General features: G+C 60.5%; 10 protein-coding genes and 1 tRNA gene. 2 read left to right on the top strand and 9 right to left on the bottom strand.

Annotation, left to right across the window (positions count from 1 at the left end; translation table 11 throughout):
• The 3 genes from trmD to U9R81_RS04460 all read right to left on the bottom strand — a co-directional run.
• On the bottom strand, positions 1–696 hold a 696-nt coding region (trmD, locus tag U9R81_RS04470), incomplete at its 3' end, for a tRNA (guanosine(37)-N1)-methyltransferase TrmD (RefSeq protein ID WP_322494317.1).
• 5 nt (positions 697–701) lie between these two features.
• Entirely contained in the window at positions 702–1,616 is a 915-nt protein-coding gene (locus tag U9R81_RS04465; protein ID WP_322494316.1) for an alpha/beta hydrolase, read from the bottom strand.
• Between the two features lie 10 nt (positions 1,617–1,626).
• Positions 1,627–2,214, bottom strand: a complete 588-nt coding sequence (locus U9R81_RS04460) for a GNAT family N-acetyltransferase (protein WP_322494315.1) — start codon at positions 2,212–2,214, stop codon at positions 1,627–1,629.
• A gap of 282 nt (positions 2,215–2,496) precedes the next feature.
• Here U9R81_RS04460 and miaA point away from each other — a divergent pair, with 282 nt between their 5' ends.
• On the top strand, positions 2,497–3,387 hold the full coding sequence (gene miaA, locus U9R81_RS04455) for a tRNA (adenosine(37)-N6)-dimethylallyltransferase MiaA (protein ID WP_322494314.1): 891 nt from the start codon (positions 2,497–2,499) through the stop codon (positions 3,385–3,387).
• Here miaA and U9R81_RS04450 read toward each other — a convergent pair.
• Together U9R81_RS04450 and U9R81_RS04445 are read right to left on the bottom strand one after the other, a co-directional pair.
• Positions 3,357–4,160 carry an RDD family protein gene (locus U9R81_RS04450; protein WP_322494313.1) on the bottom strand — a complete coding sequence of 268 codons (804 nt, stop codon included), beginning with the start codon at positions 4,158–4,160 and terminating at the stop codon, positions 3,357–3,359. The two genes, miaA and U9R81_RS04450, sit on opposite strands and share 31 nt — an antisense overlap.
• 230 nt (positions 4,161–4,390) lie before the next feature.
• Complete coding sequence (locus U9R81_RS04445) at positions 4,391–5,062, bottom strand: histidine phosphatase family protein (RefSeq protein ID WP_322494312.1); 672 nt, start codon at positions 5,060–5,062, stop codon at positions 4,391–4,393.
• 571 nt (positions 5,063–5,633) lie between these two features.
• Between U9R81_RS04445 and U9R81_RS04440 the strand changes: the two genes are divergently transcribed.
• The gene (locus U9R81_RS04440; RefSeq protein ID WP_322494311.1) at positions 5,634–7,253 is read left to right on the top strand and encodes an FAD-dependent thymidylate synthase; all 1,620 of its coding nucleotides are present in this window, start codon (positions 5,634–5,636) and stop codon (positions 7,251–7,253) included.
• 640 nt (positions 7,254–7,893) lie between these two features.
• Here U9R81_RS04440 and U9R81_RS04435 read toward each other — a convergent pair.
• From U9R81_RS04435 to U9R81_RS04420, 4 genes are all read right to left on the bottom strand, one after another.
• Positions 7,894–7,979: transfer RNA gene (locus tag U9R81_RS04435), tRNA-Leu, on the bottom strand.
• A 135-nt stretch (positions 7,980–8,114) separates the two neighbouring features.
• Positions 8,115–9,152 (bottom strand): SH3 domain-containing protein, encoded by a 1,038-nt coding sequence (locus tag U9R81_RS04430; protein WP_322494310.1) that lies wholly within the window; start codon positions 9,150–9,152, stop codon positions 8,115–8,117.
• Positions 9,149–10,603 carry an Asp-tRNA(Asn)/Glu-tRNA(Gln) amidotransferase subunit GatB gene (gatB, locus tag U9R81_RS04425; protein ID WP_322494309.1) on the bottom strand — a complete coding sequence of 485 codons (1,455 nt, stop codon included), beginning with the start codon at positions 10,601–10,603 and terminating at the stop codon, positions 9,149–9,151. Before gatB ends, U9R81_RS04430 begins: the two co-directional genes overlap by 4 nt.
• 79 nt (positions 10,604–10,682) lie before the next feature.
• Positions 10,683–11,408 carry a Uma2 family endonuclease gene (locus U9R81_RS04420; RefSeq protein ID WP_322494318.1) on the bottom strand — a complete coding sequence of 242 codons (726 nt, stop codon included), beginning with the start codon at positions 11,406–11,408 and terminating at the stop codon, positions 10,683–10,685.
• Between the last annotated feature and the right edge of the window lie 229 nt (positions 11,409–11,637).

Genomic DNA, 11,637 nt, shown 5'->3' with positions numbered 1-11,637 from the left:
CAAGACCCCAGCCGCCGCGGCGTGGGCCAGCAGATCGGGCCGGCGGGCCAGCGTGCGGCGCAATCGCTCGGCTCGCCGCCAGCGCGCGATCTCGCCATGATGGCCGGAAAGCAACACCGGCGGCACACTCAACCCCTCCCAAACCGCTGGACGAGTGTAGTGCGGGTATTCGAGCAAAAAATCGCTGTGGCTCTCCTCGACGATCGACTCGCTATCGATCACGCCCGGCACTAAACGAACAACTGTATCCACCACCACCATCGCCGCCAGCTCCCCGCCGGTCAACACATAATCGCCGATGCTGATCTCGCGGTCGATCAGCGTCGCGCGCACCCGCTCATCGATCCCCTCATAGTGGCCGCAGACGAGGATCAAGCGCGGCAAGGCCGCTAATTCGCGCGCCATGCTCTGGGTAAACAACTCGCCGTCAGGCGTGAGCAGAATGGTTGGCCCGGCTTGCTCATGAGCGGCACGCACCGCCCGAATCGCCACCGCTAACGGCTCAGCTTTCATCACCATCCCGGCGCCGCCGCCATACGGCGTATCATCGGCGGTGCGATGGCGATCGGTCGCCCACTGGCGAATATCGTGCAAGTGAATGGCAATCTTGCCAGCCTGCTGCGCCCGCTTGAGAATGCTCTCGGTCAGCGGCCCCTGAAACATGGCTGGAAAGAGGGTAAGAATGTCAAACCGCATGCCGCTTATGCCTCGACGCTACGCAGATACTGGTCGAAAAACTCGACGACGCGCCGGCAATACCCCTCACGATCGGAAAAATATCCGCCGCAATGCCGCGCATCAGCAACTTCCCACAAAAAGCGCGGTTCACGAGCGGCGGCATAAAGCTGGCGCGCATGGTTGACCGGAATAAGCGGATCGTTGACACTATGGATGATAAACACCGGACGGGGCGCGATCTGGCCGATAGCATCAATCGGGCGGGCTTGGCTAAAGCGATAGCCATAGCGATGAGCCACCATTGCATCAGCCAACCGCACAACGGGACCAGATGGGATCCGCAACACCTGCGTAATGCTATGCGCTACTACATCATCGCCAGCAGTAAAAGAGCTGTCGGCCACGAGCGCTTTAACCGACTGATCGCGAGCCGTCGCCAAGATCCCAACCGCCGCACCCATCGAATAGCCAATCACCCCAATCACAGCATCTGGCGCGCGCTGCCGTACATACTGCAAGGCAGCCAGCAGATCATCAACCTCGCGGCTCACCAGCGTCCGCGGCCATGGATCCGACTCGCCACGGCCACGATAATCAAACAGCAGCACATTGTAACCGGCCCGCCAGCAATAGCTGCCAATGCCAAGCAGCTCGTCCTTGCTCCCTGAATGGCCATGGCTGCCGACGATCACCGCATTCGTTTCAGGACGCGGCAGCCACCAGCCCGCTAGCCGCAGACCATCGTTACTGCGGAACTCAACCGTCTCAAACGGTACCCCCAGCTCCCACGGCGTAAACGTATAACTATCAAGAAAATGGCGCAATGGCGGATTCACACGCAAACTAACATAGTACGCTATACCGGCGATCCCCCCTAATAGACCAATGGCGCCGGTCAGCGCCATCGGTAACAAACTCCAGCCAGATTTTTCTGCCATAATCCTATCCTCACGCAGTTCCGACAAACTCAAACACCGGCGTGGCCTGCGGCTGTAACAGGAGATGGATTTCATACAAACCATCGGCATGCCGGCCATGGAATGGCAAACCCAACCCGGTCGCCAACCGGATCATAGCGATATTATCGGCGTGCGTCAAAAAGATCAGCCGCTCAAGGTTAGCCACCCGCGCCTCGGCGAGCAGTAGTTCCAGCATTTTACGCCCAACCCCAGTCCCGTGATAGTCATCACGCACTAGAATCGACGCTTCAGCCGCTTTGGGGTTATGCGGCAAACGGGCAAAACGGGCGACCGCAATCGACTCCTCGCGCCCATGCTCATCGGCCAGCGCCACCAACGCCACTTCGCGGCGCGGATTAATCGCCGCCAACCGTTGCGCCGATTTATGCACCAGTTCCGGCGAGGCATGCTCGGCAGCGATGAAAAACCGGCGATAGATCGATTCCGGCGACAAGCGATAGAACATCCGCTCGAGCAGTTCAGCATCCGCAGCGGCAAGACTGCGCACGCGCAACACGCGGCCATCACGGGTCGTAATGGTGAGCGGCATCGACTGGCTAACACGTTGTTCGTTCATACTAACCTCCGGCATCGCTCGTGCTCTGGCAGCAGAGGAAACAGAGCAGATACGGCAGATTAAACACCTTCGAGCATCTGAGCTGATGCGTGCCGCCGCTGCGCTGCACATACGGCGCTAAAGGTATTGTAGCATGGGAGTGGTACACTGTTGCACTTTTTATAACGCAATGCGTTATGGAAGAATGACAACCAAACTGCCTGCACTCGATCCGGCCCACCGGACGGCCCGCAGGCAGATCACACTATTTACCGCTTATCGCCAATGAACAGCGAGGATCGTTTGCCAGAATTAATTGCGATTGTTGGCCCCACCGCCGTGGGTAAAACCGAATTAGCGGTCGCATGGGCGCAGCAGATTAACGGCGAGATTGTCTCTGCCGATTCGCGCCAGATCTACCGTGGCATGGACATCGGCACCGCCAAGCCAACCCCTGCCGAACGCGCGCAAACGCCGCACCACCTGATCGACATCCGCAACCCCGACCAGCCGTTTTCGTTGGCCGAATTTCACGATCTGGCGCTAGCGGCGATCGCCGATATTCAAGCCCGCGGGCGCACGCCGCTGCTGGTTGGCGGTACCGGGCAATATCTGGCGGCAGTCTTGGAAGGCTGGCAGATTCCGCGCGTCGCCCCCCAGCCAGAGCTACGCGCCGAACTTGAGCACGTTGCGGCACAAGAGGGCGCTGCCGCGCTCCATGCCCGCCTCACCGCGGTTGATCCGGTCGCGGCGGCGCGCATTCCGGCCACCAACGTGCGGCGGGTCATACGCGCGCTCGAAGTCTATCTGGTCAGCGGCGAACCGATCTCGCACCTGCAAGAGCGGCAAGCGCCTCCCTTCCGCCCGCGCACGATCTGGTTGCACCGGCCACGCACCGAACTCTATGCCCGCGCCGATGCCCGCATCGAACGCATGATCGCTGCCGGCTTGGTTGCAGAGGTCGCAAACCTGCTGGCCCGCGGCTACGATTGGTCGTTGCCGGCGATGTCAAGCCTTGGCTACATCCAATTCCAGCCATACTTTGCCGGAACTGCTGATCTTGCCGCTTGCATCGAACGGCTGCGCTTCGACACCCACGCCTTCATCCGCCGGCAAGAGATGTGGTTTCGCCGTTTGCCCAACCTTGAAATCTGGACGCCCGATCACCCGGATTGGCGCGCCATCATCGCTTGAAAAACATCGTATTCGCGCACCACATGCTCAAGAAACCGTTCGGGAAGACCATCAGCCGGGGGCAATTCGAGACGCTGGCGCATCAAGGCCGCAAGCTGCCCAGCCAACGCGAGGCGCGCATCCTCACTGAGCGCATCGCGACAGCGCAAGAAGTCAAACACGAGCGCCATATCCGCTGGCGATAATCGCTCGAGGTTCGGCAACAACGGCGTTGGCGGCGCATCGGTCGCACGCGGCGGCACCTGTATCCTGACCGGGATCAAGATTTGGTCAAGCGTGATGAGATTGCCTTCGCGCACCACCACCGTACCGGCGGTAAGATCACCCAACCGGCGGTTATGGCGATCGATAAAGATGGTGAGCAAACCAATGCCGTAACCGAACGGCAAAAAGTCAATCGCCCGCATCAGGTTACGCACCACAACCGCTGCGCCATCAACCGGACGGCCACCCTCGCGCAGCACGCGCAACCGCAGCCACCGTTTACCCGGCGTTTGGCCGTTCCAGATCAACTCGAAGAAGACGTAATAGCCCCAATTCAGCACAAAAGCAAACACTGCCCACAACGCCCACACTAGGTCTTCATTGCCAACACCAATACTGTTGCTGGTGGCCACGACCATGGCAGCCATCATCAGGAACGTGATCAAAATCGTATAATCAATCACTGCCGCCAAACTCCGGCTGGCCAGTCCGGCGGTAGTGTAGGTCATAATGACGCCTTCCGGCGTTTCGACGCGATACGTATTGGCAATGTGATCGGCGGTAAGCATTTGGGTAAAGTAGCAATTACCTATGGAGTGCGGCAGTACGACTGCTGCACTCTGCCATCACCAGCAAGATGTGAGCACCTACTACTTTTCATGCTCAATCTATGGAGTGCGGCAGGGCAACTGCCGCACACTGCCACCACGAGCAGAGCAGGATAGCGCAGAGCATGGCTCCCACGCTCAGCCGCAATTATGATGCTCTCAACGCCACCTGCCAATCCATCACAAACCCGTTACTGGCTCGGCAACTCAGCATCATCAGGCGGCGCCGAGACCAACGCTGGTTCATGCTCCGCTTCCAGATGCTTCATATCATTCACCGCTTTAACCCGCCAGTGTTTGTAACCGATTTCGAGAATCGTGATCGACGTGTTACCGATATGCGGGTACCGGCCAAAATGCGTGTCGTGAAAGTTTTCGGCATGGGCTAACAAAGCCCGCACGCAGCCGCCATGGGTGACAAAGGCCAGCGTTTGGCCACGATGCTGGGCCACCATCGCCTCCACGGCTGTTACTACCCGCCGTCGCAGTGCCGCCACCGTCTCACCGCCGCCGCGCGGCAGATCGCGGCCCTGCATAATCTGTTCCCATTCATCGGGGAACTGCGTCCGCACCTCATTAGTTGTAAGACCGCTCCAACGTCCGGTATCAATCTCGCGCAAGGCCGGCAACAGTTGCACCGGCACTTTCAGCGCCGCACCAATCTCCCACGCCGTCTGATAAGCGCGTGACAGATCGCTGCTATAGATAGCGGCAAACGTCACCCCCTCACGCGCCAGCCGGTTGGCTAACAAACGCGCCTGCCGGTAGCCAATCTCATTCAGCGGAATATCGGCATGGCCCTGCCAGCGTCCCTGCATATTCCAGTCAGTCTCGCCATGACGGATCAAGTAGACGGTGGTCATGTCATTCTCCGCAAAGAATCCTTTGGTTCTCTTGCTATGGTAACACAGAGTTATGACCGGAATGTTAAAAGAACGAAACGCCCATTATCATTGCGAGATGCATGGGACGACGCCCTGCGCGGCCCCTTCCGCTTCCCCATTGTCATTGCGAGGTGCATAGGCAGCGCACCGCGCTGCCTATGCGCCGAAGCAATCTCCTCCTTCAGCAAAAGACATGCCTGTCAGAAGACCGCCCTCGCTAGAGCAGGGAATTGCTTCGGGCGCTCCGCGCCCTCGCAATGACAGGCAAAATGCGCCCCGCGCTGCCCTGCGTGCCCCCTCTCGCCCCCCGGTTGTCATTGCGAGGTGCCGGGGCGACGCACCGCGTTGCCCCGGCGCGCCCCCTCCCGCTTCCCCATTGTCATTGCGAGGTGCAGGAGCAGAGCGTTGCTCTGCCTTGCGCCGAAGCAATCTCCTTCTTCAGCGGAAGCCCTTCCCTTTCGCGCCCAATTCACGGAAGGAGGCTCGTTTTGTACATGGTAAAGATGCGGTATGATGGGCCAAGGTTCAAACGAAGACACTCGGACAAATTATGTTCACCCACACGACTGAACAATTCACACCGCAAGAGATTGCCCTGCTCCAACCGTTTGTGACCAACGTTGACCGGCCAGTCTTCTGTTTGCGAAACTTGCCGGAAGTGGTGAAGGGGGCGCTGTTTGCGCGCTATAGCCGCAGCACGAAGAGTTTGCGCCGTCTCTTGCTCGACGAATTCATCACTGAACCAGAGTCAGGGTTCGCCGCGATTGTGTCGGCAGTGGGCGATAGTCCGGCGGCGCAACTGGTCGCCGCGCGCCAAGCCGAGTCCTTCTACGAGCGGGTTCTGATTGGGTATGGCGATGACTCGGTGGCCGAATTGGGCGGCGCGCACTTAGCATGCGAAGGCGTGAGCAACATCGCCGCCAAGCTGCTCGAAGACAGCCGGTTGGGCCTGTCGCCGCTGGAAAAATCGACCCGCTATGTCCGGTTTGATCTGCCGGGGCCGGATGGTTACCTCTACCTGCGTGAACCGGCGCTGATGGCATCGCCGTTTGCGGAACGCTATACGGCGACGATGGATAATCTCTTCGCGACGTATAGCGCGTTGCTCGGCCCGGTGCAAGCTTGGCTGCAAGCGATGTTCCCCCGCGATGAGGCGACGACGCCACGCGCCTACCGCAATGCGATTCAGGCCAAGGCGCTCGATCTGTTGCGCGGGTTGTTGCCGCTGGCAACCCAAACCAACGTTGGGTTGTTTGGCAATGGCCGCGCCTTTGAGCATCTGATCATCAAGCTCGCTGCGTCCCCCTTTGCCGAAGCGCGTGCTTTGAGCGAGGCGATTCAAACCGAGCTGGATTATGTCATTCCGGCCTTTGTCAAGCGCGCGCGCAGCGAACGCGGCAAGGCCTACGCCGCCTATCTCGCCTCTATCCGTGAACAGGCGGCAAAGCTGGCTGCGCAGCTCGACATCGCACCGGCCGAGGGTTCAGAGATTGCAGTGTGCTTGGTTGATTACGATCCACAAGCGGAAGAAAAGACGGTTGCCGCTATCCTCTACCCGCATCTCGATCTGCCGCTGGATGCGATCCTTGCCCATGCGAGAACGATGCCGGCGTATGAACGGCAGGCCATCATCGCCGCCGCCGTTGGCGAGCGGGCCAGCCGCTTCCACCGGCCCGGTCGCGCCTTCGAGGAGCCGTATTACACCTTTGATATCTTGGCCGACATCGGCGCCTACCGCGATCTCCAGCGCCACCGCGTACTGACCCAAGAACGGCAGCGCTTTACCGTCAGCCACGGCTACGTCACCCCGCCAGAACTTGACCTGATCGGCGTTGCGCTGCAGTACCGGGCCGCGCTTGAGCAGGCCGCCGAATTAGTAACCGACCTGCAACGCGACTTCCCCAATGAAGCGCAATACGCGGTGCCGTTCGCCTTCCGCATCCGCTGGCGAGTGAAGCTCAATCTGCGCGAAGCTTACCATCTGATCGAACTGCGCAGCGCGCGCCAAGGCCACCCCGCCTACCGCCAGATTGCCCAGAGGATGTTTCAGGCAATCAGCGCGGTGCATCCCACCCTCGCCGCCGGGATGCGGTTTGTTGACCAGCACGATTACGACCTCGAACGGCTAGCCGCCGAGCAGCGGATCGATCAGAAGCGACAGGGGAGGTAACGCCGGGAGCCATCCTGCAGAGCGCGGGCCGCTAGTGAAAGCGCGCTCGACGCTCCGTTGCTGTCTCCACACAGGCGCAACGTGAGCAAAGGCGCAGGGGATTTTTTACCGCAGAGACGCAGAGGGTTGTTGGGCATCCTTACCCCCAGCCCCTCTTCTGCCGTTAGGTGGGAGAGGGGTCGGGGGGTGAGTCATCAGCCCGCACAGCAGGCTTTGTAACCTTAGCCCGGCCCTTCAGTGCCGGGGGTGAGGGCGCAACGCTTTTGCCCCCACCCCTAGCCCCTTCCCCGCTGGGGGAAGGGTGATCCCTCTCCCCCAGCCCTGCTCCCACTGGCGCGGGAGAGGGGAGCGCAGCGTCAAGCGTTGAGGTATCGCACAGCGACAGTTGTACTCGGCCAAATGTTGTGTCCGCCCCTCCACTGACGCAGGAGAGGTATGCTACTATGTTCCGCTCCGGCGAGACCTTGTCCGCCATCTAGCGGCTTCTCCCCCTCCCGCCGTAAGGTGGGAAAGGAGGAAGAGGGCTGAGGGCCATCAGCCCACACAGCGAGCTTCGCATGCATAACCTAGCCCTTCAGGGCCGGGTTCCTTTACAGATATTCTGTCCCTCTCAACAGGCTGATACGTTACAAGGGGGAAATGGTGCCGGAGACGGGACTCGAACCCGTAAGGGGTTTCCCCCAGCGGTTTTTAAGACCGCAGCGTTTGCCATTTCGCCACTCCGGCAAACTCGCACTTCTCCTATTATAGCAAATTTGGGCGAACCGATGGCATTGCCACAAGCGCGTCATTCCGTGCGCTGCGCGGAAATCAGCACTCGATCAGGAGGATGCGCTCAGCCTCGTTGCAAATATGTTGGCCTCACTGCGGCTGTAAGAAATCGCCGGCGCACCAGCCTTCAATCCCGGCGCTGCGCACTTGCCACCACACCCGGCCCTCAGCCTCGACCGGACCGCCGATGATTTCGACCTGCGTCCCCGGCGCCAAGACCAACGTAATGACGGAGGCGATACTCGGCTGGGCACGCACATTGAGCGCTGGAATCTCGGCGCTGACGATCGCCGTGCGCCCAATTGCCAATCCTTCCGGCGACGGCAATGGTGCAGCCGTGGCCGCCGGCTCCGTCACTACCGTCGTTGCCGGTTCGGGAGAGGTGATCGCTGGTGGAGCCGTCGCCGCCAATTCGGTTGGAAGCGGCGAGGGATTGCCCACCGGCGTCGTCAACACAACGGCCGGCGCTGGGCTTTGCAGGCTGAGAGCGATTGCCAGCCCGATCACAAAGATACTGACGATAATCAGGGTTGGCGCGACCCAACCCGGCACTAATGGCCGGCGCGACGTCTCTTCATCAAACGCGCGATTGCCCAGAGCACGAATGCGGCGCTCTTCATCATAGGCGGTATGGCGGTCGCGCAACCGCACCCGCACCGGCGCATCGTCGGGCAAGGCGGTCTGCGCGCGCATTGGTTGGGTTGGGCGTGGGCGAGGTCGTTCCGTTTCGGTTGGAGGCAGTGCCTGCACGCCATAGCGCGGCAACAGCATGACGGCGAGACGCTGATAGGCGGCCAGCGTCTCGCCGGTGACGGCTAGATGTTCACCGCGGGCAATCCGCCCGCGCAACCGGTGGAGGCGTTGCACCGCATCCACCTCTTCGGCGCTGAGCGGCACTCGCTCAAGAGCCTGCATCGCAGCCAGTACGCCGGCAAACGGGCCAAGCGCCGCTGGTGAATTGATGCGTAATAGGTGGGCGCGCAACGCATCTTCGATAGCGCCGTGAATGCTAAGCAACGCCAATTCAGGCACCTCACGGCGAGCGCGCGCTAGCGTGTACTTCTCACGCGCCGACTCGAGCAAGGTGAGCGGGTTCAGCGCGGTTGACTCATCCCCTGTCAGCGTCATCCGAGTTCTGCCTCTAACAATTCACGCACCCGCTGCGCGTTCGCCTGCCCCTTCGTGGCCCGCATCACCATCCCGACCAGAAATTGAATGGCGGTCGCTTTCCCTTTGCGGTACTCGGCAATCGCTTTGGCCGCCTTCTCATCAGCCAGCGCGGCCCGCACTGCGGCCAACAACGCACCGTCATCGCTAATCTGGGTCAGGCCCCGCTCGGCCACCAACGCCGCCGGATCAGCGCCGGTCGCGAACACTTCTTCAAACAGTTGCTTGGCCACCGCGCGCGTAATCGTCCCGCGTTGCACCAGATCGATCAGCGTTGCCAGCCGGTTCACCGGCATACGGTCGATCAACGCCGTCGCCGGCTCACCGCGATCTTTCAACAACCGAAAGCCTTCATTCAGCACCCAGTTTGCCACTTCCTTCGCCCCATCGGGCCGGTTGACTGTGGCGACCGCTGCTTCGTAATAATCGGCAATCGCCCGCTCTTGGGTGAGCAGATCAGCATCTTGCCATGAGAGGCCGTGGGCAGCCATCAAGCAGGCGCGGCGCGCGTCAGGCAATTCGGGCAACTCAGCTTTGCGAGCGGCGATCCATTCTGGCGCCAGCACCAACGGCGGAATGTCCGGTTCAGGGAAGTAGCGGTAGTCGTGGGCATACTCTTTCGAGCGCTGACCCTCGGTGCGCCCCAAATCCTCGCGCCAGCCGCGCGTCTCTTGCTCGACCACGCCACCGGATTCGAGCACGCGAAGCTGCCGCTCGATCTCATACGCCAGCGCCCGTTCGACGAAGCGGAACGAGTTGATGTTCTTGATCTCGACCTTGGCGCCGAACCGATCCGTGCCAGCCGGACGCACGCTGACATTCGCGTCGCAGCGTAACGCCCCCTCTTCGAGATTGCCGCTGTTGGCTCCGATCCAGACCAAAATCTGGCGGATCTTCTCAAAGGTCAAGCGAGCCTCTTCAGGCGTACGGATGTCAGGGCGGGTGACGATCTCCATCAACGGCATCCCGCTGCGGTTGTAGTCGATCAACGATGCGCCGTCGGGACCATGAACCAAGCGACCAGTATCCTCTTCGATGTGGAGCCGTTCGATCCCGATCCGGCGCACTTCACCGGCGGCGGTGCGGATTTCGATCGCGCCGTCACTGCACAGCGGCTCATCGTATTGGGTAATCTGAAAACCTTTGGGCAAGTCGGGATAGGGGTATGACTTACGGGCGAAGATCGAGCGTTCGTTGACCCGGCAACCCAGCGCCAACCCGCACAGTGCGGCCAATTCGACGGCGCGGGCATTGAGCACAGGCAGCGCGCCGGGCAAGCCGAGACTCACCACCGAAACGCGGGTATTGGGTGGCGCGCCAGCGTAATCGGTGCTGCAACCGTCAAACATTTTCGAGGCGGTCAGGACATGGGCATGGATCTCAAGGCCGATCGTGGCGATATATTCAGGCATAGATTTCCTCACGCAACGTCACCTTGCCCTTATTGTACTCGGTTTTCGGTGATGATGCGCGAAGGAAGTGGCGACGCCGTTATTCTGGATCGATGCCCAACTCGCGTAGACGCGCTGCTAGCCGTTCGGCGCGTTGCCGCTCTTGCTCGGCACGTTGCCGCTCTTGCTCGGCGCGTTGCCGCTCTTGCTCGGCGCGTTGCCGCTCTTGCTCGGCACGTTGCCGCTCTTGCTCGGCTTGGGCCTGCAACTCGACAAAACTCACAAATGGCCGCCCATCGGGCCAATACAGCTGGATGCCATCGGCGGTGCGGCTAAACTTCACCCCTAGCCGCGGGCTGACCCAGCCATCGAGTTCGGGAATGACCCGCAACCGGCCATCAATCCGTTGCCAACCACTCATATCGCCGGTGTCAGGATCATACAAATAGTACTCCTCGACCCCATAAATATCGTAAAACTCCAACTTGGCCGCCATCTCGGTGAGGGTGTTCCCCGGCGACAACACCTCAAACACCACATGGGGCGCGATGTTATCTTCTTCCCATTGGCGGTACGAGCCGCGATCACCTTTGGGCCGGCCAAAGACGACCATCACATCCGGCGCGCGCCGGATGTCGGGCCGGCCTTCCACCGGGTACCAGAGCAGATCGCCGGCGACGAACACATCGGCTCGCTCGCGAAACAGTGCGTCAAGATTCCCCTGAATGGTGACGATAGCGCGAAACTGCTTGGTATTGTCTGCCATTGGCATCCCGTCACTATCGGGGTAGACGATTGGCGTGGCAGCAACCGGCTGGCTAGTCATCATCCACCTCCTTGTACGAACATTTGTTTGATTATACTGCGTTTGCACCAATCGCGCAAGGATGGGGGATGAGGAATGGCCACGAATAGACGCAAAACGCACAGATATGGACATTCTCTGGTTTCGCTCTTCGTGGCTATTGGTACTTGTTATTTACCCCTACCCCCGGCCCCTCCCCCGCTGGGGGAGGGGTGATCCCTCACCCCCATACCCTCACCCACTAGCGTGG

This window comes from Chloroflexus sp., from assembly GCF_034435895.1.
Classification (GTDB): domain Bacteria; phylum Chloroflexota; class Chloroflexia; order Chloroflexales; family Chloroflexaceae; genus Chloroflexus.
The sequence above is the reverse complement of the archived record's forward strand: the minus strand, read 5'-3'. Positions and strand labels throughout refer to the sequence as shown.

What these genes read in the sequence shown, in the direction of transcription:
- U9R81_RS04465 (WP_322494316.1), bottom strand. Translation starts at nt 1,616, where the DNA reads ATGGCAGAAAAATCTGGCTGGAGTTTGTTACCGATGGCGCTGACCGGC.
- U9R81_RS04460 (WP_322494315.1), bottom strand. Translation starts at nt 2,214, where the DNA reads ATGAACGAACAACGTGTTAGCCAGTCGATGCCGCTCACCATTACGACC.
- U9R81_RS04450 (WP_322494313.1), bottom strand. Translation starts at nt 4,160, where the DNA reads ATGCTTACCGCCGATCACATTGCCAATACGTATCGCGTCGAAACGCCG.
- U9R81_RS04445 (WP_322494312.1), bottom strand. Translation starts at nt 5,062, where the DNA reads ATGACCACCGTCTACTTGATCCGTCATGGCGAGACTGACTGGAATATG.
- U9R81_RS04440 (WP_322494311.1), top strand. Translation starts at nt 5,634, where the DNA reads ATGTTCACCCACACGACTGAACAATTCACACCGCAAGAGATTGCCCTG.
- U9R81_RS04430 (WP_322494310.1), bottom strand. Translation starts at nt 9,152, where the DNA reads ATGACGCTGACAGGGGATGAGTCAACCGCGCTGAACCCGCTCACCTTG.
- gatB (WP_322494309.1), bottom strand. Translation starts at nt 10,603, where the DNA reads ATGCCTGAATATATCGCCACGATCGGCCTTGAGATCCATGCCCATGTC.
- U9R81_RS04420 (WP_322494318.1), bottom strand. Translation starts at nt 11,408, where the DNA reads ATGACTAGCCAGCCGGTTGCTGCCACGCCAATCGTCTACCCCGATAGT.